This is a genomic window from Bradyrhizobium sp. Cp5.3 (genome assembly GCF_000426265.1).
GTDB lineage: Bacteria > Pseudomonadota > Alphaproteobacteria > Rhizobiales > Xanthobacteraceae > Bradyrhizobium > Bradyrhizobium neotropicale.
The window spans coordinates 186,062-208,918 of sequence record NZ_AUFA01000003.1 but is presented as its reverse complement, the minus strand read 5'-3'; the positions used below and the strand labels follow the sequence as shown (position 1 = coordinate 208,918).

Genomic DNA, 22,857 nt, shown 5'->3' with positions numbered 1-22,857 from the left:
CTCACCAGGCGAGCGTTCCGCCGACACGGCCGCCGATACCGCCGCGGGCGAAGCCGGCACCGACGGCGGCGTTGGCGACGAAATTGTTGCTGAGGCGAAGCTGCGCCATGCCGCCGAACGCGTTCTCGCCGCTGAAATTGCCCCAGTTGGCCGAAATCGCGAATCTCTTGTTGTCCGGTAGCGCCGCGCCGCCCATGGCGATGGCAACGGCCGAGCCCTCGAAGGCCTTGCGCATGTCGGCATTGAGCGAGCGCACATTGGTCTCGAGGTTGGTGACGCGCCCGTCGAGCGCGGACAGCGCGGTGACGCTCGCGATGTTCGACGTGTTGACGACAGCTAAATTGCCGGCCGCATCCGATGTGACCAGGCTGACCGGGCCTGACTGGGCCGCGAGGCTGGCCGCAGAGGTGACGCCCGCGAGCGTGTAGGTGTTAGCCGCGGTGCCGACCGCGACCTGGTTCGCACGGGTGGTCGCCACACCGGCACCGACAGCCGTCGAGTTCACGAAGGTCGCCGACGTGCCCTGGCCCAGGGCCGTCGCGCCAATCGCCGTCGCAGTAGCCGACTGCCCCAATGCGGTTGAGCCGTCCCCGATAGCCCTCGATCCTTGCCCCAATCCAGTTGAATTCAGTCCATCAACCACAGAGCCTTGACCGATGGCCGTATTGTTGGCGGCTGAAGAAGACAGGCCAATTATCGCACCCTCACCAATAGCCGTGCCGTTCGCACCAGCAAAAATCTTCGCCTGCGCGCCCATGATAGTGTCATTGGTGTTGGCGTTACTGAATGCCTGGTATCCTACGGCCGTGGAATTGGTCCCCTGAGCCGTCGCAGATGCACCAACGGCCGTGGTCCCAGCGGAACCCGCTAAGCTGGATGCACCGATTGCCGTGCCATTCGCAATTGGATTGACGAACGCTCCGTCGCCAACGGCCACGCTATTGGAGCCTGCTGCTGTGGCACCAAAACCGACAGCGGTATTAGCGGTACCGGTCGCGATGGCCTGGCAGTTCGCGCTGTTCAATAAATCAGTGTTGCCCGCGGCTCCCGAATTGCACCCCGCCATGGCCGTTGCCGAGAAGAAAATTGGACAAATTGCCAGAACAAAGGCAGCAGCAAACCGCTGGTTCAATCGACGCAACAGCGCGGCGACAACAATCGCAAATACGAGATTTCGGCCCGATTGGGTTGCTGACGTCGGCATTTTCGTCCCCGCTCTGAATCGATGACATCGTTTCTGCCTCGAAACCTTGCAAACGCCGGACACAGAGGCATCTGACGTTCGTCGGATGCATCGACGGCCGCGGCGGAAATGCCCACGCGGTGCGGCTTTGCGGCAACATCGGCGCGTCTGCCGCTTTTCTGCCCTTGCCCGTGGCGCCGGCGCGCGCTCAAATGCCGCATTGCAATTTGAGGTTTTTTGAATGCGGGCCGGCGATATTTCGGACGACGCCGTATTGGATCTCGTCGGCGCCATTTATGACACCGCGCTCGATGGAAACCGCTGGGCAAGCGTGCTGACGCGCATCGACGATGCCGTCGGCGGCCGCAGCCTGTTCGGCGTCTATGATCCCGGAAGCGGCCTCTCCAGCCTGCTGTCGCCCCGGATCGATCCCGAGCGTGTGCAGAACCTGCTCGGCTGGGCGCCGCGCAACCCCCTGTTGCCGCTCGGCATCGGCAGGGCGCCCGGCGAGGTCTTCACCATCGGCGATTTCATTACGCGCGACGAATTCACCCGCAGCGACTTCTACAATGAATGGTGGCAGCCGGCCGGATTCGACGCCGAGCCGCTGACGACCAATCTGCTGGTCGATCATAACGCCACAGGCATTCTGACCAGTCACCGGCCGTCCAACCTGCCATCCTATGACGGCAAGGCACGACGGCTGTTTGCGACCCTGGCGCAGCACCTCGTGCGCGCGGTTGCCTTCCAGCGGCACACGCACCAGCTCGACATCACCGGCCGCGCGGCGCTGGCGGGCCTCGACGAACTCGATCAGGGGTTCGTGCTCGCGGACGCTCAGGCACGTCCGGTATTCGTCAATCGCCGCGCGCGTGAACTGCTCGACGTCGCCGATAGCGTCGTGCTCGAGGCGGGCGCGCTGAGCGCCGTCAACAGCGAAGACGGCCGCCGTCTGCGGACGCTGATCGGTTCGTGCAGCCTCGACAATCCTGTTCGCATCGGCGGCGAGATGAGCCTGCGCCGGCCGCCCGGCCGCATGCCGCTGCACGTGCAGGTGACGCCGGTCGGCAGCGATTGGACGGAGAGCGCCGTGCCGCTCGCCTCCGGCTGGCGCTCGAGCGCGATGCTGCTCATCACCGACCCCGAGCCCAATGCGCGGGCAAGACTCGAGGCGTTGCGCGAGCGCTACGGCCTCACCCGCGCCGAAGCCGCGTTCGCGCTCGAGATTGTGAAGGGCGACGGCCGCAAGACCACGGCCGAGCGGCTCGGCATCACCGATGGAACCGCACGCAGCCACCTGTCGAGGATTTTTGATAAGACCGGCGTGAGTCGGCAGGCCGAGTTGGTGCGGCTCTTGCTGCAGAAATAGATTTCCCGCCTGGTCAACATCGCAGGGACGTGCGCGTGACCTGCGCTTCCGGAGCCCTTTTGCTTCGGCCCCTCCACTCGGCTAGAACCTTGCCGACCAGTCCTTCGATTTGTAGCGGGAGTTCGCCGTGGCCCTCATGCCGGTTTCCGATGCGCTTGCCGCCGTACTCGCGGGTGCAGAGCCTCTGGCCGAGGAAACGATCGCGCTCGACGATGCCTTCCATCGCGTGCTCGCGCGCGATGTTGCGGCCCGGCGTACGCAGCCGCCGCAGGCGATGTCGGCGATGGACGGCTACGCCGTGCGCGCGAGCGATGTGGCCAATGTCGACACGCAGCTCTCCGTGATCGGCGAGGTCGCCGCGGGCCGGCCGTTCGCGGGGACGGTGGGCGCCGGCGAAGCGGTGCGGATCTTCACCGGTGGCGTCGTTCCCGATGGCGCGGACGCCGTCGTGATCCAGGAGGATACGGTCGCTGAGGGCAAGCGCGTCACGATCAAGGAGGCCGCCATTGCCGGCCGGCACATCCGCCCCGCCGGCGTCGATTTTCGCGAGGGCGACGTGCTGCTGCGGAAGGGAACCCGCCTCACCGAGCGCGACCTCGCGCTCGCCGCCGGCATGAACCATCCCCGCCTTCCCATCCGCCGCCGTCCGAAGGTCGCGATCCTCGCGACCGGCGATGAGCTGGTGATGCCGGGCTCGACGCCCGGGCCCGGCCAGATCGTCTACTCCAACGGCTACGCCCTCCACGCGCTCGCCCGCAGCGAAGGCGCCGAAACGATCGACCTTGGGGTCGTCGCCGATACCCTGGAGGCCACCACTGCCGGTATCCGCCGCGGGCGCGAGAGTGGCGCCGACATCCTGCTGACGACCGGCGGCGCCTCGGTCGGCGACCACGACCTGGTCCAGCAGGCGCTCAAGGCCGAGGGCATCTCGATGTCGTTCTGGAAGATCGCGATGCGGCCGGGCAAGCCGATGATGCACGGTCATCTCGGCGCGATGCGCGTGATCGGCCTGCCCGGCAATCCCGTGTCATCCTACGTTTGCGGCTTCCTGTTCGCGGTGCCGCTGATTCGCGCGCTTGCCGGCCGCGCAGTGATTCACCACCGCCGCGAGCGCGCCGTGCTCGGCCGCGACCTCAGTGCCAACGACATGCGCGAGGACTATCTTCGCGCGCGCCTCGAAGTGCGCGACGACGGCACGCTGGTTGCGCTGCCCGTCAACCATCAGGACTCCTCGCTGCTTGCGAATCTCGCTGCGGCACAGGTACTTCTCGTGCGGCCGCCATTCGCGCCGAAGGCCGACGCCGGCGCGCCTTGCGAGGTGTTGCGGCTGCCCGGTTGAACGCAACGGCGACACGTGTTCCGCGAACTTTGTCGCGTTCACGGTAAATTAAGCAGTTGCGGAACACATATCGAACATATAGTGTCCGTTCATGATTTGTTTCGAGCATCTAGCGGCTTGCCGCTGAATTCAGCGTCTCGGAATCGAACGACATCAACCGGGGGATTTGGTCGAGATGTTAACGCGCAAACAATACGAGCTTCTGCGGTTCATCAGCGAGCGTCTGAAGGAAAGCGGCGTGCCGCCCTCCTTCGACGAGATGAAGGACGCGCTCGACCTGCGCTCGAAGTCCGGTATCCATCGCCTGATCACCGCGCTCGAGGAGCGCGGCTTCATCCGGCGCCTGCCCAATCGCGCCCGCGCCATCGAAGTGATCAAGCTACCGGAGCTCCAGGCTGCCGCCGGAAGCCGGCGCGGCTTCACGCCCAGCGTCATCGAAGGCAATCTCGGCAAGGTGCGTGGCTCCAGTGCACCGGTGGACGAAGGCGAGCGTCCGGTCGCAGTGCCGGTGATGGGCCGCATCGCGGCCGGTACGCCGATCGAGGCCTTGCAGACCCGCAGCCACACCATCAGCGTACCGCCGGACATGCTCGGCTCGGGCGAGCACTACGCGCTCGAAGTGCGCGGCGATTCGATGGTTGAGGCCGGCATCCTCGACGGCGACATGGCGCTGATCCAGCGCAACGAGACCGCCGATACCGGCGACATCGTGGTTGCCCTGATCGACGACGAGGAAGCGACGCTGAAGCGCTTTCGCCGCCGCGGCGCCTCGATCGCGCTCGAGCCCGCCAATGCCGCCTATGAGGTGCGCATCCTGCCGCCGAACCGCGTGAAAATTCAGGGCAAGCTGATCGGTCTGTACCGGAAGTACTGAGCGCATGCGGCGGAGCCGTGAGCCGATGCTCGTCGTGCGGAGCAACTGATCTCCGCCGCGTGTAGTGCGGCGCCGATGAATCCAGGAATGATGTCGACAAGCGCAGCATAAAAGAATTCACAGGAGCGCGCTTTGTTCCAAACGCTCTTGATGAACGTGGAAAAGATAAAGTGATCGGCAGGTCTGCACACAAGTCGCAGATTTGCCCTCAACATCGCATATCATCGTAGCCTTCCTGATAGAGGCCTGGGCCTCCGGGGGCACGGGTCGCTATCTCTGATGAGGAGCACTTGCGATGTGTGACTACAGTCTGCATGCCGTCGCGACCCGTCCCGCCCAGGTCGGTGAGACGATCGTCACGACAACCTTCCGCGGCACCTCGACACGCGGCTTCGCTTCGGAAGCCGATCTCTCGGTCGCGGTCTGCCTGCTGCCGGGGACGGAGCTCGCCTTCGCCGACAATGTCCGCTACGACAATCGCTGGATCTGGACGCGCACCATCAACTCCCGCGTCGGCAAGTTCGGCAAGGTCGATCCGCACATTCCGGACCGCCATCATGATGCGATCGAATTCCCGGACGGCAAGTATGTGCTGGTGACGCAGCTCGTCGAATGCCAGCGCGCAACCGTGCTGCAATTGCCGGTGACCCAGCCGGTCGGTGAGCACAAGCCGCAAGTGGCCGCCGATAGGCCGCAGCCGACCGTGACACGCCTGCCGATCGGCTGACACGATCGATTTCAGTCCTCGGCCTGAAGGTCGGCCTCCGACGGCGTTGCGTCCCTGGAGCGCGGTGTGGCCGGCCGTGGCGCGAGATTTGATTCATAATAACCATCGCCGGCGGCGGCCGGCGACCAGGGGCGGTTTGCGCCCCTCGCCCTCACCGCCTGCACCGCAAAGCCGTCGCCGCGACGCATGAGCGCCAGCCCGCCCTGTCCTGCCAGACGATCCCGGTCGACCACCATCGCCGCGCAATCGGGCGGCGCGGGCCGTGCCGTCACCACCAGCGCGGCCCGGCTGCAATCATCGGACAGCGCGTCGGCGCGCAGCGCCAGGGCGATCAGGCGCCCGTCGGCGAGCGGGGTCACGCATCCGGCCTCGTCGCATGACACGCCGCTGCCGAGCGAGGCGTCACCGGCGCTGCGTGGATCGGCATCGGCCGCAAGCCACTCCTTCGCGAGAAACGCATCCTTGTTCGCCGCGATCAGATGCAGGCGACCGTCGCCGGCGCGCACTGCAATGGTACGCCCGTCGCCGGCGATCAGGATATCCGGCTGGCGCACGGACACCGCCCAGACGATCGCAATGAACAGCACGAGGGCACCGGACCAGCGTAAGGGCGTACGCAGCAGCCCCATCAGGATGATACCGATGCTCGCCGCGACCAATGGCGCGTTGCCGAAGGCGGCAATGCCGCCGACCGCGCCCGGGAGGTTCGCAACCCACTGCGTGACGGCGATCATCCAGTCGATGCCGACACCCATCAGCCACCAGAACACGCCGTCGAGCCCGAACGGCGCAGCGACCAATCCCAACAGCCCGGCCGGCATCACCAGCGCCGAAACCACCGGCATCGCCGCAAGGTTTGCGAGCACGCCGAACGGCGTGACACGGTGGAAGTGGAAGGCGGCATAGGGCGTGGTCGCAAGCCCCGCGATGAGCGAGGCCAGGAACAGCATCGCGAGCTCGCGGCCGCCCCACAGCGCGATGCGCGCCGTCGTCGAATGATCGGGCGAGGCGAACAGGTTCGGCATGCCGATCTGTACCAGCGCTACCAGCCCGAGCGTTGCCGCGAACGACATTTGAAAACTGGGGTGAACCAGCGCTTCCGGCGCGACCGCGAGCACGATCAGGGCAGCCACTGCAAGCGTCCGGAAGGTAATGGCACGGCGATCGACCATCACCGCGATCAGCACCACTGCGGTCATGAAAAACGATCTTTGCGTGGCGACCTCCGCGCCGGACAGCAAGAGATAGAACGCCGCGGCGACGAGCGCGGCAGCGGCCGACCATTTCTTGATCGGAAAGCTGACGGCGAGGCCCGGGATCAAAGCGAGCAGCGCGCGAACCGCAAAGAAGACGACGCCGGCGACCACCGCCATGTGGTAGCCCGAGATCGAGAGCACATGGCCGAGCCCCGAGATGAACATGGCGTCATTCACGGGCGAGGTGATCGCATCGCGCCGGCCGGTGAGCAGCGCCGTGGCGATCGCGCGCTTGTCGCCATCGAGCGTGGCGCGGATGCGCGCATCGATGGCGTCACGCAGGCCTTGCATGAACGCAGCGTAGCGCAGCCGCAAACCTCCACTGTCGGGCGGCGTCGAGGTCGCGATCGCGCCCATCACGAAACCGGAAGCGCCGATGCCCTGAAAGAACATGTCGCGGGAGAAATCGTAGCTGCCGGGGCGCAGCGGCGAGAGCGGCGGCATCAGCCGCGCCTTCAACTGCACGAAGCTGCCGACCTCAGGCGCCGTGCCCTTGCGCACCGAGAGGCGGACGCGCTCGAGCGCGACGTCGCTGCGCTGCGCCTCCATGCTGGTGACGCGCAGCACGAAACGGTCGGTGCGCTCGCGGATGTCACGGGTCTCGACGAAGCCGGTCAGCGACACCGAATAGAGGGGCTTTGCCAGCACGGTGTGCGCAATGCGCGCGGTCTTCCAGGTCGCCATGGCAAAGCCGGCCGCTATGGCGGCGACCATGATCGCCACGACAAACAGCCGGCTCCGCCGCAACAGAACGGCGCCGACTGTCAGCAGCAGCGCCACGGTGGCGGCAACCGAGAGCACCGGCTCGTGGTCGGCGGCGAAATAGAGCGCGATGCCGGTGCCGAAGGCCACCGGCACCCACGGCAACAGCCGCCCCGCGCCCGCTTCGGCACGCACCCAGGCCTGCAATGTGTCCGCAAGTGACGACCAGAGGCCGAGGCCCGCCGGCACCAGGCCGCCGGCGGGTGCGGCGCGGCCAATTGGCCAAGTCCCGGCTACTCCTTGGGAGCGCACTGGCCGGCCCGGCTCCGCCATTCCCTGCACCTTACGATACGCGACGGGTGCGGAGGCTACCGGAACGTGCAGGCGAGCGAATAGGGTACAGATCAGGAACGAGCGAGACGGGCGCTACTTTTCCTCTTCCATCGTCACGGCGACCGCCGCCTTGGCGGAGAGCCGGACCTTGTTGCCCTCGACGTCAGCGACCAGGCCCTTGTCGATGAAGTGGTGGTGACCCTTGTGGCTGCCCTCACCGCTGTCCTTCCTGGTCAGCTTGATGCGGTTGCCCTCGACACGGTCGACCGTGCCGATGTGGACGCCGTCGGCGCCGATCACTTCCATATGCTCTGCGATGTTCTGCATGGCGGGATCCTTTTCCGGATCCCTCACAACGCCTGAGATGCCTTTCCGTTCTCGGCTCACCAGAAGTCGCTGAGGATTGGACCCAGCGACCTTCCTCGCAGAACGCTCGTGTCCCATCGATTGAGCCGAAAGTCTCATGAGTTACCGGCCCGTTGTGGGACTACAATACGGTTCCCTCCTCCCCGACAGATGGGCAAGGCAGGGAAAGCTCGCGGTTCTGAGACCGCCGGAGCTTCTCAGGTGGCGCAAGGCGCGCCTGAGGTCAGACGTTGCCGACGCAACTGTTTGAAATGGCGCCTGCGACGCCGCGCATCACGCTCTTCCCGCGAGAAGATCGACCGCTGAAACAAGCGAGGAGACGTTTTGAAACCATAGGAGTCGCACATGCAGGTACCGAGCGATTTTCGCCGCGTGATCATCGCGGCTTCGGTGGGAAACATCATCGAATGGTATGATTTCTATATCTTTGGCAGCCTGGCCGCGGTTCTATCGGTCAAGTTCTTTGAGCAATCCCACCCGGTTGCAGCCCTCCTCAGCACGATTGCGCTCTTCACGGCAGGATTTCTCATCCGTCCGCTGGGGGCCTTCCTGTTCGGATGGATGGGTGACCGGGTCGGCCGCAAATACACCTTTCTCATCACGCTCAGCGGAATGGGATTGGGCACCGGGGCGATCGGGTTGATCCCGACCTACCAGTCGATTGGTCTCACGGCCGCGTTCGTTCTCTTCGGCCTGCGCATGATCCAGGGCTTGTGCCTGGGCGGCGAATATGGTGGCGCCATCACTTACGTTGCCGAGCATGTGCCGGACGATCGACGCGGCTACTACACCGGCTGGCTGCAGACCTCGCCTACTCTCGGAATCGTGGTGTCGCTGGCCGTCATCGTCCTCACGCGGACATATGCCGGCAACCAGGCCTTCGACGAATGGGCGTGGCGCGTACCGTTCCTGCTGTCCTTCCTGCTGGTGGCGATTGCGATCTACATCCGCCTCCAGCTCCAGGAGACCCCGATCTTTCAGGAGATCAGGTCCCGCGGCCAGATGACGAGGAACCCCTGGAAGGAGGCCTTCCTCAGCTCGAACATCAAATACATCGGGATCGCGATTGTGGTCCTGATTGGACAGGGCGTGGTCTGGTACAGCGGTCAGTTCTGGGCGCTGTACTTCCTGCAGCAGGTCTCCAAGGTGGACCCGCTGACCTCCGCCTACATCGTGGGAGCCGCCCTGCTCATTGCAACGCCGAGCCTGATCTTCTTTGGCTGGCTGTCGGATCTGATCGGCCGCAAGCCGGTGATCCTCGGCGGCATGCTGCTCGCCGCGATTACGTATTATCCGCTGTATCTGTGGCTGGGGACGGTCACGCAGCCCGGAAACATCAACTATCCGGCAGCGACCTTCATCATCTTCATCCTCGTTTGCTATGTCGGGATGGTGTACGGGCCGGTCGGCGCGTTTCTGGCGGAATTCTTCCCCGCGAGGATCAGGTACACGTCGGTCTCCGTACCGTATCACATCGGGAATGGCTGGGGTGGCGGATTGGTGCCGTTCATCACGTCGGCGGCATTCGCTGCGACCGGCAGTATCGGCTACGCACTGATCTACCCGATCGTGGTCCCCGCGGTGTGCTTCGTGCTTGCGGTCTTCCTGATGCCGGAGACCCGCAAGATCAGCATCTGGCAACCGATCGAGCCGAGAGCCGCATTGTGACGGATTGATCCTGGTGCAGAACCGCAAGGCCCTGCACCGGAGTTCGTCTCGAGGCGCAGCGACGATCGTTCCCATCGGCACCGCACCGAGCGAGCCGAGCTCGAACTCTCGACCGCCCGCGATGGCGGTCGGCAAAGCGCCCGGCTAACGCGTCTTCTCAGCCGGCCAGCCGATGCCAGCGATCGTGCCACCAGGTGCTGAAGTCGCGATCGGTCAGCAACTCCCAGACAGCGAGCAGGATCACCAGGATGCCCGACAGTACGCTGCTCACCGTGGCCGATACCTGCTCATAACCGATGGTCCAAGGTGCCAGCAGCAGAGCCAGGCCCAGCAGCATTTCTCCCCACTCTTCCAGATAGGACGGGATGACAAATGCCTCGATGGCAAACAGCATGACGCCGAGCCCGAGCGCGATGGAGATCCAGACCGCCGCCCCGGACAAGCCCAGGATAAAGGACGAAAGGACCAGCCACAGGCCCACCAGGAGGCTGGCAGCGTCTTGCCAATGTTGGATGCGCATGATGCTCACCTCCCCTCTTCCAGTTAAATGGGGGCGCAGCCGAGAAAATGCATCCCACCTTCCTGCGCCGTGTTGCCGCGACCGAAGCCGCATCCAATTGGCGCGGCCCATGCCCAGGAAAGGACCCTTGCGAGTGCGCTGCACCAGGATGCAGACTGGCTGCGCCTGACAGGTGTCGACGTCTATCGTTCCCGGCCCCGCCTGGTTGGCGTGGCGCCCGGGACAAGAGGAGGTGACGCCATGCGAGAAATCGAAATCCACGACTATGCGCGGCAGCTGCTGGAAGCACATGGCCCCAAAGCCATTGCGGAAGCAGCCCAGAACGCTGTCGATCTCGAGTCAAAGGGCGAGCTCGAGCTCGCCAAGACCTGGCGGCATATCGAAGACGCCATGAAGCTGATGCGCGGGCCTCACCAAAGCTGAAGTAGCCGGCGTGCCTAGCCGCCTGACCGCAAATGCCGCCAAACCGGATTGAAGCTGGAGGGCGGCAACACAGAGCAAGGACCACAATCCGTCGCAAGCCGTTCGGCTGCGGCTGAACGGCAACGCGACCAGACGTGCATCTCAATGATGCTGGGAGCGAGCCATGTTTCCGAAATGTGCGACAGCCAAAGATCTCGTGGAGGCGATCGAGGACGAGAAGGTCCAGATGATCGATCTGCGGTTCACTGACCTGCCGGGGCTATGGCAACATTTTTCCGTCCCGCCGAGCGCGGTGAGCGTCGATGCGCTCGAAGAGGGCATCGGGTTCGACGGTTCATCGATTCGCGGATTCCAGGAGATTCAGGAGAGCGACATGCTGGTCGTCGCCGATCCGACGACGGCCTTCGTCGACCCCTATAGTCCGGCAAAGACGCTGGTCCTCATCTGCAACATCCGCGACCCCGTGACCGGCCAATCCTATAGCCGGGATGCCCGCTACATCGCCCAGAAGGCTGAAGCCTATCTCAAGAGCAGTGGGCGCGCCGACACGAGTTACTTCGGCCCAGAGGCGGAGTTCTTCGTCTTCGACGACGTGCGCTACGGTCAGGGTATCAACTATGCCATGCACGAGATCGATTCCAGCGAAGGCAGCTGGAACACCGCCGCGGAGGAAACGCCGAATCTGGGGCACAAGCCGCGCCCGAAGGAGGGATACTTTCCCGTTCCTCCGACCGACAGCATGCAGGCGTTACGCACCGACATGGTGCTGACCATGGAACAGCTGGGCATCCAGATCGAAGCCCATCACCATGAGGTGGCAACCGGCGGCCAAAACGAAATCGACATGCGCTTCACCACGCTGACCCGCATGGCCGACAATTTGATGATCTATAAATACGTGGTGAAGAACACCGCGCATGAGCACGGCAAGACCGCGACCTTCATGCCGAAACCGCTGTTCGAGGACAACGCCTCGGGCATGCACGTTCACCAGTCGCTGTGGAAGGGCGAGACCAACCTGTTCTACGACAAGGGCGACTACGCCGAATTGAGCCAGCTCGGCCGCTACTACATCGGCGGGCTCCTGACCCACGCCTGGGCGTTGTGCGGGCTTTGCGCCCCGACGACCAACTCCTATCGACGTCTGGTGCCCGGCTATGAGGCTCCGATCAACCTCGTCTACTCCCAGCGCAATCGCTCGGCGTGCTGCCGGATTCCGATGTATTCGCCGAACCCACGTGCCAAGCGCGTCGAGTTTCGTACGCCCGATCCATCCTGCAATCCCTACCTGGCCTTTGCCGCGATGCTGATGGCCGGTCTCGACGGTATCGACAATCGGATCGACCCCGGCAGCCCCATCGACAAGAATCTCTATGATCTCCCGCCTGCCGAAGCAAAGGAGGTGAAGTCGACACCGGGATCGCTGGACCAAGCGCTGGACGCACTCGAGCGCGATCACGCATTCCTGCTGCGCGGCGGCGTCTTCACTGCCGACGTGATCGAAACCTGGCTCGACTACAAGCGAAAGAAGGAAGTCGATGCGATCCGGCTGCGACCGCATCCCTACGAGTTCCACCTCTACTACGACATCTAGCAACGGTCCTCACTGTGGGATCGTCTGCCTAACCTTTCGCCGGCCTACCTCTCATACCAACCGACGAGGATCGCTTCCGCGATGACGTGCTTGCGTGCCTCTCGTTCAATGTCACGACAGGACGCATTGGCCTTTACGGGAAGGTCCTCCATCGAGATGGCAAGCAGCCGGAAGTGATAGTGATGCGGCCCGTGGCCATGCGGTGGACACGGGCCGCCATAGCCCACTTTGCGAAAATCGTTGACCCCCTGATTCAGTCTGGCGTTCTGCGCGGTGTTGACCGCAAATTCCGTTACGGTTGGCGGAATATCGTAAACCGCCCAATGATGCCATGTGCCGGCGGGAGCATCGGGATCGTCGCACAGCAGGACAAAACTCCGCGCTCCCTCTGGCGCGTCGGACCATTGCAGAGGGGGCGAAAGATTTTCGCCATCACAGGTGAACCGTCGCGGAATTGCGGCCCCTTCGGCGAAGGCGCTTGAAACGAGCTTCATGGCTCTCTCCTCGGCTGCGGGACACATCGGGCTCGCGCTTGACGAGATCCTTCAAGATCCGGCCTGCGGCTGACGCGGCCGAGCCGCGGATCGAAGGTCGGCGCCTGCGAGCGCGACCGGACCGCCGATCTCAACGCCAATTGCGCTCTGGCGGGGAACCAATGGTGCTGCGCAATACGTCCGCATGCCCTTGATGATGCCCGGCTCGAGCGCGATCCGATTGGTGTATTCTAACTCGATCTTGCCCGGTGCGGAATCCATCGACGTTGGCCAAATACGGGAAATCCATCCACGCTATACGGGAGAGCAGGAGCGGATGCTGGCAGAGGTGATGGCGGCCTTCAGGGCATCTCGCGCCCGACGCAAAGACCTGAGCGGCAGGACCTGAGTGGAAAGTCATGTCCGAGGAACGACATCTGCCAGCTGCGTATCGGAAACCGGTGCGGCTCTTCCTATGCGGAGATGTCATGTGCGGCCGCGGCATCGACCAGGTGCTGGCGCACCCCTGTAGCCCCGAGATTTACGAAGATTACGTGCGATCGGCGGCAGATTACGTGCAGCTCGCCGAGCAGGTGAACGGGCCTATTCCGCGGCGCAACGGATCGCCCTACGTCTGGGGCGCTGCACTGGACCAATTGGAGTCCATGCAGCCGGACGCGCGGATCGTCAATCTCGAAACGGCTGTGACGGGCAGCAACGACCGCGCGAACAAGGGCATCAACTACCGGATGAGCCCCGAGAACGCAGACTGTCTCGCCGCCGCGGGGATCGACTGCTGTCTTTTGGCCAACAACCATGTGCTCGATTGGGGCCGCGCCGGCCTGGTAGAGACGCTGACGACTTTGCGGAAGCTCAACATCGAGTCGGCGGGCGCAGGCCGCAATGATCGGGAAGCGCGAAACCCCGCAGTGCTCAACCTTGCCGACGCCCGGCTGCTGATCTTTGCGTTCGGATCGACATCGAGCGGAATCCCGTTCAACTGGGTTGCGACCTCAGACACTCCGGGCGTCAACCTGCTGCCTGACCTCAGCGAGGCGAGCGCGTTCGAGGTCGCTGACCAGGTCATGGCGGCCAGAAGGCCGGGCGATCTCACGGTGGCGTCGATCCATTGGGGATCCAATTGGGGATATCACATTCCCGACGAGCAGAGGATTTTTGCCCGGACTCTGGTCGACAAGGCAGGAGTGTCGATCGTTCACGGGCATTCTTCGCATCATCCGAGAGCGATCGAAATCTATCGAGACCGCCTCATACTCTATGGCTGCGGTGATTTTCTGAACGACTATGAGGGGATCCGTGGTTACGAGTGCTACCGTGACGACCTGGTGTTGATGTATTTCGCCGATCTGGATCCAGGCAGTGGAATCCTCCATGCGCTCAAACTGGTTCCCATGCAGATCAAGAACTTTCGTCTCTCCATTCCATCACAGCGGGACGTCGAATGGATCCGGCAAACACTGGACACGGAATGTCAGCCGTTCGAAACAAGGGTGATTTTTGAATCCGAACAGCAGCTTGCATGTGTCGCGCAGAGGGCAACGACCTGACTCTCTCGTAACAATCCCTCCCCGATAAAATTGGCGGGCCAGCGCCCCGGGACTGCTTCCCGCCCGGCAGCTGCCCCAATCTTCGAAGGTCACGATAGGGGCCAGAAGCGCGCGCTAAGCGTTGTCACGCCAAAGCGATCGGTCACCCGGGCGATCAGTGTGCTGAAGCCGTTCCCGAGCCTAGCGGCAGGCCCGCATCCGACCCAGATATGCTGGAACGGCGACGAGGAGGAACGGTTGATAATTGCGCTGTACACAATTGCGGCTGTCATCATGGCTGCCGGGAGCCTCTACCTTGCCTGGCGGAACAGGGACTTTCGCAAATTTCTGGCGGGCGCGTTCTTCGTGTCATCGGGCATTTTGTTCTATCTCTATCTCGCCGATGTTTCGGTGCCTCTATTGGGGACAAGTTTCGTCGAAACACCTCGGATCAGCGGTGGCCGATCCATCGTCCATTTCACCCTCTTCTTGCTCTGTTTGTATTTTGGCTTCGTCAAGAAGCTGGAGGCTTGAAACCGACGCAATGTCCGCTCTGGGGCCGGACTCGGAAGCGCCCGCCAACGGCACCTAGTCCGTAGTTCTCCCGCTAACCGACGAAGGCCGAGGCTTTGCCAAACGCCGCCTTCGGATGTCTTATGCTCAATCTCCGCCGCGGAGATCACGCCCGATGTTGACCCAGGTTTATGAAATCTCCACCATCGAAGAGGCGTCCGCTGTCTCAGCCATTGGTGTCAATCATATCGGCGCACTTGTCGGAGACGGCCGATTTCCGCGCGAGCTGCCGATCTCAGCAGCTTCCGATATCGGCGCGGCGATTGTACCGCCATCGAGGTTCTCGGCGCTGTTTCTGACCTGCGATCTCTCCTTGATTGCGTCATGGGCGCGCGAACTCAACCCCGCGATCGTCCATTTGGGAGCCAGCGCCGAATTGCTTTCACCGCAAGACGTTGCTTCGCTCAAACGCATGTTGCCCGGGATCGTCGTGATGAGAAGCATACCAGTGTTCTCCGAGGAAAGCGTCGCGATAGCCCAGAGCTACGTTGGCATTGCAGACTTTCTGCTTCTCGACAGCTATCGGCCCACGGACAAGCAGATCGGCGCGCTCGGCGTGACGCACGACTGGGATATCAGTCGCCGCATCGTGGACCTCGTCCGTGTTCCTGTTGTCCTTGCCGGAGGCCTCGGACCGGACAACGTCGCGGAAGCGATCCGCACCGTCCGTCCAGCCGGTGTTGATTCCAAGACGAGAACGGATCAGGACGGATCGCATGCCAAGGACCTCGAACGAGTCCGCCGGTTCCACGAAGCGGCTCAGGCGGCGGCGCCGTCATAGCGGACTCCGCAAACGTGGCAGGTCGGACCTGCCGGAGCAGCTGACAATGATTGTTCTGTTCACGGATTTCGGATTGCACGGCCCCTATACGGGTCAGATGAAGACCGTGCTGCACCAGATGGCGCCTGGCATACCCGCTATCGACCTCTTCGCCGATGCACCCATGGGCAATCCCAAGGCAGCGGCGTACCTCCTGGCGGCTTATGCCGCCTGGTTTCCGCCGGGAACCGTTTTTCTCTGCGTCGTTGATCCCGGCGTCGGCGGAACGCGCCCGGCCATCGTGCTCGAGGCCGATGGCCGGTGGTATGTAGGCCCCGGCAACGGCTTGTTTGAGCTGGTCCAGCGCCGCGCCACTAAGACGCGCAGTTGGGATATCGACTGGAGGCCGGAGCGCCTCTCGGCCAGCTTTCACGGGCGCGACCTCTTCGCACCGGTAGCAGCCATGCTGGCTCGCGGCGAGCCGCCGCCCGGCCAGCGACGGGATGACAGGGATCGCCGCGCAGACTGGCCCGACGACCTCTGCGAGATCGTTTACGTCGACCACTTCGGCAATGCTATGACTGGGTTGCGAGTCGCCGTGCTGCCGCCCAACGCCAGGCTTGCCTTGGCGGGTCAAATATTGGAGCGCGAGAGAACCTTCAGTGATCGGCCGCCAGGCTCAGCCTTCTGGTACGAGAACTCGAACGGGCTCGCCGAAATCGCCGTCAACCAGGGCCGTGCGGACCGTGATCTTGGCCTCACAACCGGCATCCCGGTTGAGATCGTCCTTTGAATGGTTTTGTCACAACGTGGTCTGCGGCTAAGCGCATGCCAAGAAAGCAGAACTCGATAACGGATTGGCCAAAGCCGAAAACGCGCCACGCCAGGCTGCCTGCGACCGGAAACAAGCGGCTGGCCGATCAGACCCGCAAGATTCTCGGCAAGCACTACGCGAGCAAATATCGGGTGGGGCAATCGCGGTAAGGCGAAATCGGCCACCCGATCGTCGCGCAAACGGAGCTTGGCCGTGGTGTGCTCGGCGTAGTGGATGGCGCCTCACCACTGGGCATCGAGACCGACGCCGACGTTGCGTGGCGGAAGGACCTCCTGAGAAAGTTCGGCTACAAGCTGTAGCGACCGGATGAAGCTGAACTCGACAAGCTGACGCCGCCAAGCCTCGAACGCGAGGAACCTGTGGCCACATGCTCTCTCTTGCATGGCGGAATTCTTGGCGGCTTCCTGTTCGTCTCTATCGTCATTCCGGGGCGCGACGAAGTCGCGAGCCCGGCATCCATAACCACCACTCGGGATTATGGATTCCGGGTCTGGCCCTTCGGGCCATCCCGGAATGACAAATCCGAATAGGACGCCATTCAGTCGCCTATTGCTAGATCAGCGCAGCCCTGGACGACACGTGGTGGCTCGCGATCTTCCACTCGCCGTCTTCGCGCAGGATGACCCAGGTGAGCTTGACCGACAGCGGCGCGGCCTCCTCGCCGAGGTCGAACGAGGCGATCGCGGCCATGTTGATCACATCGGGCGCGACCTGCGCCGCAGCCACCTCGGAGAAGCGGACGCTCGGAGAGCGCCAGCGCGGCAGGCCGTTGAAATAGGCCGCTACTCCGTCCCTTCCTCGATATAGCGTCGGGTTGGAGCCGAAGAAGAAGGCGCTCCTCGAATAGAGCGAAGCGAGAGCGCCGGCATCGAGCCTAGCGAAGCCGGCGGACCACTTCGTCATGATGGCAGAAACGACGACGTCGGCTTCAACCTGCATCGCGTCCCCTCAGCCTTTGGCGACTTCCTTCGCGAACGTGTCGCGCAGACCGATCGTGCGCGAAAACACCGGCTTGCCGGGCGTCGAGTCCTTGTCGCGCACGAAATAGCCCTGGCGCTCGAACTGCATCGGCTCGGTCGAATTGCTCTCCGCGACCGACGGCTCGATCCGCGCGTCGGCCAGGATCTCCAGCGAGTCCGGATTGAGGTCGGCGGCGAAGTTCGACGCATCCGGGCTCGGGTTGGAGAAGAGCTGGTTGTAGATGCGGATCTCCGCCGGCTTCGATGTCGCCGCCGGCAGCCAGTGCATGGTCGCCTTGACCTTGCGGCCGTCGGGCGCGTTGCCGCCCTTGGTCGCGGGGTCATAGATGCAGCGGAGCTCGACCACCTCGCCGGCATCGTTCTTGATCACGCCGGTGCACTTGATGAAATAGGCGTAGCGCAGCCGCACCTCGTTGCCCGGCGACAGGCGGAAGAATTTTTTCGGCGGGTTCTCCATGAAGTCGTCGCGCTCGATGTAGAGCTCGCGGCCGAAGGCGATCTTGCGCGTGCCCGCGGAGGGATCGTCGGGATGGTTGATCGCCTCGAGCTCCTCGACCTGCCCTTCCGGATAGTTCTCGATCACGACCTTCAGCGGCCGCAGCACGGCCATGCGCCGCTGCGACGTGCGGTTCAGCTCCTCGCGGATGCAGAATTCGAGCATGCCAACGTCGACCACGCTGTTGGCTTTCGCCACACCGATGCGCTTGACGAACTCGCGCAGCGCTGCCGGCGGCACGCCGCGGCGGCGCATGCCCGCCATGGTCGGCATGCGCGGATCGTCCCAGCCCGCGACATGGCCGTCGCGGACGAGCTGGGTCAGCACACGCTTGGACAGCAGCGTGTAGGTCAGGTTCAGCCGTGCGAATTCGTACTGGTGCGGCTCGGACGGCACCGGCAGCTTCTCGATGAACCAGTCATAGAGCGGCCGGTGATCCTCGAACTCCAGCGTGCAGATCGAATGGGTGATGCTCTCGATCGCGTCCGACTGGCCGTGGGCGTAGTCGTAGCTCGGATAGATGCACCATTTGTCGCCGGTGCGCGGATGGTGCGCATGCAGGATGCGGTACATCACGGGATCGCGCAGGTTGATGTTGGGCGAGGCCATGTCGATCTTCGCCCGCAGCACGCGCGTGCCGTTCGGGAATTCGCCCGCCTTCATGCGGCGGAACAGGTCGAGATTTTCCTCGACCGTGCGGTCGCGGTATGGCGAGTTCCTGCCGGGCTCGGTCAGCGTGCCGCGGGAGGTACGAATCTCCTCCTGGGTCTGGTCGTCGACATAAGCGAGCCCGTCGCCGATCAGCTTCTCGGCCCATTCGTACAGGCGTTCGAAATAGTCCGAGGCGAAGAACAGGTTCTTGCCCCAGTCGAAGCCGAGCCAGTGCACGTCGGCCTGGATGGAATCGATATATTCCTGCTCTTCCTTGACCGGATTGGTGTCGTCGAAACGCAGATGGCAGCGGCCCGGAAACTCCTGGGCGATGCCGAAGTTGAGCGCGATCGACTTGGCGTGGCCGATATGCAGGTAGCCGTTCGGCTCCGGCGGGAACCGGGTCACGATCTCCTTGTATTTGGCCTGATCGAGGTCGGCCTGAATGATGTCACGAATGAAATCGCGCCCAACCTCAGTCGCCACCGGTTCTGTGCTCATCCGAAAATCCTGTAGGGAAATCAGCGGCCCTTCTGCCAAATTCGAGCCTCTAGGCCAAGCCCCATGCCTCCCTCCCGATCAAACTTCGGCGATCCTGGCGCGGACGCGCTCGACAAAGGCAGCCCGGGATGCCGGCGTGGACCGATCCATATCGTAGTGCGCCAGATGGAACGAGCGAACACCCGGTCCGCACATCGGCTTCAGCGCTCGAAACAGCACCTTGCGGCCGGGGTCTTGCATGACGATCCGGGTCAGCCACCACGGCGAGCCGTAGCTCGTCACGACGCCGAACAGGCGGATATTGGTCAGCAGCGGCCTGATGCGACCGCCGCTCAGATCGTGGGCAAAAGCCGTTCCGGGCGCCCAGACCCGGTCGAAATAGCCCTTGAGCATGGCAGGCATCGAGAACCACCAATGCGGAAAGCAGAAGATGATGCCATCGGCCCGCCGCAAGTCCCCGATGAGGCGCGCGACCGCGTCGCCGGCATAGGAGCCCTCATAGTAGCTGCGCCGCTCCGCCGCGGTCATCGCCGGGGAAAACCCCTCGCGGTAAAGATCGGTCGCGATCACCTCGTGCCGGCGCTTCAGCGTCTCGACGATGGTCCGGAACAACGCATGATTGTAGCTATCTGCGAGCGGATGGCTATGAACGACCTGGATTAGCATTGGCAAAATCTCCCAACCCTATGATACACGGTCGCCCCACAACTTTACCGTCCCAGCTCGTTATCGAATGACCACACCTCAAATCGTCACGCGCTTCGCCCCCTCGCCGACCGGCTTCCTCCATATCGGAGGCGCCCGCACGGCGCTATTCAACTGGCTCTATGCGAAGAAGCACGGCGGCAAGATGCTGCTCCGGATCGAGGACACCGACAGGGAGCGTTCCACCAAGGAGGCGATCGAGGCCATCCTCGACGGCCTTAAATGGCTGGAGCTTGGCTGGGACGGCGACGTCATCTACCAGTTCAGCCGCGCCGCCCGTCATCGCGAGGTCGCCGAGCAGCTGCTCGCCGACGGCAAGGCTTATCGCTGCTACGCCACGGCCGAGGAGCTCGCCGCGATGCGCGAGAAGGCGCGCGCGGAAGGCCGCACCCGCCTCTATGACGGCATGTGGCGCGACCGTGATCCGGCGACGGCGCCAAGCGACGTGAAGCCGACGATCCGGCTGCGCGCGCCGCAGACCGGTGAGACCGTGATCGAGGACCAGGTCCAGGGCCGCGTGCTCTGGCAGAACGAGAACCTCGACGACCTCGTCCTGCTGCGCGGCGATGGCACACCGACCTACATGCTCGCGGTGGTGGTCGACGACCACGACATGGGCGTCACCCACGTCATCCGCGGCGACGATCACCTGATCAACGCCGCGCGCCAGAAGCAGATCTACGATGCGATGCGCTGGGCGCTGCCGAGCATGTCGCACATCCCCCTCATCCACGGCCCGGACGGCTCAAAGCTGTCCAAGCGCCACGGCGCGCTCGGCGTCGACGCCTACCGTGCGATGGGCTATCTGCCCGCCGCGCTGCGCAATTACCTCGTCCGCCTTGGCTGGAGCCATGGCGACCAGGAGATCTTCTCGACCGAGGAGATGATCGCGGCGTTCGACCTCTCTGGCGTCGGCCGCGCCGCCGCCCGCTTCGATTTCGCCAAGCTGGAGAACCTCAACGGCCACTACATCCGCAACGCCGACGATCAATCACTCGTGAAGATGTTCGAGGACGTGCTGGATTACGTGCCCGGTCGGGGCGAGCTTAAGGCCAAGTTAAACGACACCACGCGCGCGCAGCTGCTCAAGGCCATGCCGGCGCTGAAGGAGCGCGCCAAGACACTGATCGAGCTGATCGATGGCGCCTATTTCATCTTCGCCGACCGGCCGCTCGAGCTTGATGCCAAGGCGGCGGCGCTATTGACGGGCGAAAACCGCAAGTTGATCGGCCTGCTTCATTCCGCGCTGGAAAAAGTCGAGACGTGGAGCGCGGCCTCTACTGAAGCTGCGCTGCGCATTTTCGCGGAGGAAAATAGTCTCAAGCTCGGCGCAGTCGCCCAGCCGCTCCGGGCGGCGCTGACGGGACGGACGACTTCGCCCGGAATTTTCGAGGTTTTGGACGTCCTGGGATGCCAGGAGAGCCTCGGCCGGCTCAAGGATCAGGCTACGACGTAAGTCGACCATGTGCGCGGCGATCTTGCAGCGCACACAGCAATAATATACCCATCTCACCCGTACCTTCTGGAATATCCGGCCAGCCCCATCATCTCAGGGGTCTCCGGGTCCGGCCCGTTTCACCATACATCGGGGACCTACGATGGACGCAAAACCAAGCAATAAGACCGCTACGCTGACGGTCGGAAACAAGAATTACGATCTCCCGATCCTTAGCGGCAGCGTCGGGCCTGATGTCGTCGATATCGGCAAGCTCTACGGCCAGTCTGGCCTGTTCACCTACGACCCCGGCTTCACCTCGACCGCGAGCTGCCAGTCCAAGATCACCTATATCGACGGTGACGCGGGCGTCTTGGAATACCGCGGCTATCCGATCGAGCAGCTCGCCGAGCACGGCGACTTCCTGGAGACCTGCTATCTCCTGCTCTACGGAAACCTGCCGACTGCGGCCCAGAAGAAGGACTTCGACTACCGCGTGACCCATCACACGATGGTGCACGAGCAGATGGCCCGCTTCTTCCAGGGCTTCCGCCGCGACGCCCATCCGATGGCGATCATGGTGGCGGCCGTCGGCGCGCTCGCCGCGTTCTACCACGACTCCACCGACATCAACGATACGAAGCAGCGCATGATCGCCTCGATGCGCATGATCGCGAAAATTCCGACGCTGGCCGCAATGGCCTACAAGTACACCGTCGGCCAGCCCTTCGTCTATCCGAAGAACTCGCTCGGCTTCGCCGAGAACTTCCTCAACATGTGCTTCGCGGTGCCCTGCGAGGACTACAAGGTCAGCCCGGTTCTCGCCGACGCGCTGGAGAAGATCTTCATCCTGCACGCCGACCACGAGCAGAACGCCTCGACCTCGACGGTGCGCATCGCCGGCTCCTCGGGCGCCAACCCGTTCGCCTGCATCGCGGCCGGCATCGCCTGCCTCTGGGGCCCGGCGCATGGCGGCGCCAACGAGGCCGCGCTGAACATGCTCTACGGCATCGGCACGGTGGACAAGATCCCGGAATTCATCGCCAAGGTGAAGGACAAGAACAGCGAAGTCCGCCTGATGGGCTTCGGCCACCGCGTCTACAAGAACTACGATCCGCGCGCCAAGATCATGCAGAAGATGTGTCACGCCGTGCTCAAGGAGACCGGCCATGGCGACGATCCGATGCTGAAGGTGGCGCTGGAGCTCGAAAAGATCGCGCTCAGCGACCAGTACTTCATCGACCGCAAGCTCTACCCGAACGTCGACTTCTATTCGGGCATCACGCTGAAGGCGATGGGCTTCCCGGTCTCGATGTTCACCGTGCTGTTCGCGGTCGCCCGCACCGTCGGCTGGATCAGCCAGTGGAGCGAGATGATCGAGGATCCGCAGCAGAAGATCGGCCGTCCGCGCCAGCTCTACACTGGCGTCCCCAAGCGCGACTACGTGCCGATCGGCGATCGCAAGTAAGATCAGCCTCAAGGCCAAACGAAGCGGCGTCACCATGCGGTGGCGCCGTTTTCGTTTTGCACACATGCGTATGTTCGGA

21 protein-coding genes and 1 pseudogene are annotated in these 22,857 nt (G+C 63.4%); 14 read left to right on the top strand and 8 right to left on the bottom strand.

Annotation, left to right across the window (positions count from 1 at the left end):
• Window position 1: 1 nt before the first annotated feature.
• Window positions 2-1,204, bottom strand: a complete 1,203-nt coding sequence (locus K289_RS48475; RefSeq protein ID WP_156917822.1) for a hypothetical protein — start codon at window positions 1,202-1,204, stop codon at window positions 2-4.
• A 220-nt stretch (window positions 1,205-1,424) separates the two neighbouring features.
• Between K289_RS48475 and K289_RS0106275 the strand changes: the two genes are divergently transcribed.
• The 4 genes from K289_RS0106275 to K289_RS51420 all read left to right on the top strand — a co-directional run bounded on the left by K289_RS0106275 (window position 1,425) and on the right by K289_RS51420 (window position 5,492).
• Complete coding sequence (locus K289_RS0106275) at window positions 1,425-2,552, top strand: helix-turn-helix transcriptional regulator (RefSeq protein WP_027550712.1); 1,128 nt, start codon at window positions 1,425-1,427, stop codon at window positions 2,550-2,552.
• Between the two features lie 127 nt (window positions 2,553-2,679).
• Window positions 2,680-3,891, top strand: a complete 1,212-nt coding sequence (gene glp, locus K289_RS0106270; protein WP_027550711.1) for a gephyrin-like molybdotransferase Glp — start codon at window positions 2,680-2,682, stop codon at window positions 3,889-3,891.
• A 175-nt stretch (window positions 3,892-4,066) separates the two neighbouring features.
• Window positions 4,067-4,765 (top strand): transcriptional repressor LexA, encoded by a 699-nt coding sequence (gene lexA / locus K289_RS0106265; RefSeq protein ID WP_027550710.1) that lies wholly within the window; start codon window positions 4,067-4,069, stop codon window positions 4,763-4,765.
• 295 nt (window positions 4,766-5,060) lie between these two features.
• Window positions 5,061-5,492, top strand: a complete 432-nt coding sequence (locus K289_RS51420) for a hypothetical protein (protein ID WP_027550709.1) — start codon at window positions 5,061-5,063, stop codon at window positions 5,490-5,492.
• 11 nt (window positions 5,493-5,503) lie between these two features.
• Here K289_RS51420 and K289_RS0106255 read toward each other — a convergent pair whose 3' ends face one another.
• Window positions 5,504-7,783 carry a ComEC/Rec2 family competence protein gene (locus K289_RS0106255; protein WP_027550708.1) on the bottom strand — a complete coding sequence of 760 codons (2,280 nt, stop codon included), beginning with the start codon at window positions 7,781-7,783 and terminating at the stop codon, window positions 5,504-5,506.
• Between the two features lie 93 nt (window positions 7,784-7,876).
• Window positions 7,877-8,110: a DUF2171 domain-containing protein gene (locus K289_RS0106250; RefSeq protein ID WP_027550707.1), complete on the bottom strand. Its 234-nt coding sequence runs from the start codon at window positions 8,108-8,110 to the stop codon at window positions 7,877-7,879.
• Between the two features lie 384 nt (window positions 8,111-8,494).
• Here K289_RS0106250 and K289_RS0106245 point away from each other — a divergent pair, with 384 nt between their 5' ends.
• Entirely contained in the window at window positions 8,495-9,817 is a 1,323-nt protein-coding gene (locus K289_RS0106245) for an MFS transporter (protein WP_051310505.1), read from the top strand.
• 157 nt (window positions 9,818-9,974) lie between these two features.
• Here K289_RS0106245 and K289_RS0106240 read toward each other — a convergent pair whose 3' ends face one another.
• On the bottom strand, window positions 9,975-10,337 hold the full coding sequence (locus tag K289_RS0106240; protein WP_027550705.1) for an SPW repeat protein: 363 nt from the start codon (window positions 10,335-10,337) through the stop codon (window positions 9,975-9,977).
• Between the two features lie 240 nt (window positions 10,338-10,577).
• On the opposite strand from K289_RS0106240, the gene K289_RS0106235 reads away from it, so the two are divergent.
• Both K289_RS0106235 and glnA read left to right on the top strand, forming a co-directional pair.
• Window positions 10,578-10,760 (top strand): hypothetical protein, encoded by a 183-nt coding sequence (locus K289_RS0106235; RefSeq protein ID WP_027550704.1) that lies wholly within the window; start codon window positions 10,578-10,580, stop codon window positions 10,758-10,760.
• A gap of 163 nt (window positions 10,761-10,923) precedes the next feature.
• Window positions 10,924-12,354, top strand: a complete 1,431-nt coding sequence (gene glnA, locus K289_RS0106230; protein ID WP_027550703.1) for a type I glutamate--ammonia ligase — start codon at window positions 10,924-10,926, stop codon at window positions 12,352-12,354.
• 44 nt (window positions 12,355-12,398) lie between these two features.
• Here glnA and K289_RS0106225 read toward each other — a convergent pair whose 3' ends face one another.
• On the bottom strand, window positions 12,399-12,848 hold the full coding sequence (locus K289_RS0106225) for a YbhB/YbcL family Raf kinase inhibitor-like protein (RefSeq protein WP_027550702.1): 450 nt from the start codon (window positions 12,846-12,848) through the stop codon (window positions 12,399-12,401).
• A 398-nt stretch (window positions 12,849-13,246) separates the two neighbouring features.
• Here K289_RS0106225 and K289_RS0106215 point away from each other — a divergent pair, with 398 nt between their 5' ends.
• The 5 genes and pseudogenes from K289_RS0106215 to K289_RS48470 all read left to right on the top strand — a co-directional run.
• On the top strand, window positions 13,247-14,395 hold the full coding sequence (locus tag K289_RS0106215; protein WP_027550700.1) for a CapA family protein: 1,149 nt from the start codon (window positions 13,247-13,249) through the stop codon (window positions 14,393-14,395).
• Between the two features lie 159 nt (window positions 14,396-14,554).
• Window positions 14,555-14,908, top strand: a complete 354-nt coding sequence (locus K289_RS0106210) for a hypothetical protein (protein ID WP_198024665.1) — start codon at window positions 14,555-14,557, stop codon at window positions 14,906-14,908.
• Window positions 14,909-15,062: 154 nt separating this feature from the next.
• Window positions 15,063-15,728, top strand: a complete 666-nt coding sequence (locus tag K289_RS47680) for a phosphoribosylanthranilate isomerase (protein WP_051310503.1) — start codon at window positions 15,063-15,065, stop codon at window positions 15,726-15,728.
• A gap of 46 nt (window positions 15,729-15,774) precedes the next feature.
• On the top strand, window positions 15,775-16,500 hold the full coding sequence (locus tag K289_RS0106200) for an S-adenosyl-l-methionine hydroxide adenosyltransferase family protein (RefSeq protein WP_027550698.1): 726 nt from the start codon (window positions 15,775-15,777) through the stop codon (window positions 16,498-16,500).
• A 209-nt stretch (window positions 16,501-16,709) separates the two neighbouring features.
• Window positions 16,710-16,841 (top strand): annotated as a pseudogene (locus K289_RS48470) (adenosine-specific kinase); the annotation flags it as partial.
• 253 nt (window positions 16,842-17,094) lie between these two features.
• On the opposite strand, the gene K289_RS0106185 reads toward K289_RS48470, so the two are convergent.
• The 3 genes from K289_RS0106185 to K289_RS0106175 form a co-directional block, all read right to left on the bottom strand.
• Entirely contained in the window at window positions 17,095-17,481 is a 387-nt protein-coding gene (locus K289_RS0106185) for a nuclear transport factor 2 family protein (RefSeq protein WP_027550697.1), read from the bottom strand.
• Between the two features lie 9 nt (window positions 17,482-17,490).
• A complete protein-coding gene (locus K289_RS0106180) occupies window positions 17,491-19,170 on the bottom strand; it encodes a glutamine--tRNA ligase/YqeY domain fusion protein (protein WP_027550696.1) in 1,680 nt (559 codons plus the stop codon).
• A 78-nt stretch (window positions 19,171-19,248) separates the two neighbouring features.
• Window positions 19,249-19,836 carry an NAD(P)H-dependent oxidoreductase gene (locus K289_RS0106175; protein ID WP_027550695.1) on the bottom strand — a complete coding sequence of 196 codons (588 nt, stop codon included), beginning with the start codon at window positions 19,834-19,836 and terminating at the stop codon, window positions 19,249-19,251.
• Between the two features lie 67 nt (window positions 19,837-19,903).
• Between K289_RS0106175 and gltX the strand changes: the two genes are divergently transcribed.
• Both gltX and gltA read left to right on the top strand, forming a co-directional pair.
• Window positions 19,904-21,331 (top strand): glutamate--tRNA ligase, encoded by a 1,428-nt coding sequence (gltX, locus tag K289_RS0106170; RefSeq protein ID WP_027550694.1) that lies wholly within the window; start codon window positions 19,904-19,906, stop codon window positions 21,329-21,331.
• Between the two features lie 142 nt (window positions 21,332-21,473).
• Window positions 21,474-22,778 (top strand): citrate synthase, encoded by a 1,305-nt coding sequence (gltA, locus tag K289_RS0106165; protein WP_027550693.1) that lies wholly within the window; start codon window positions 21,474-21,476, stop codon window positions 22,776-22,778.
• Window positions 22,779-22,857: the final 79 nt, after the last annotated feature.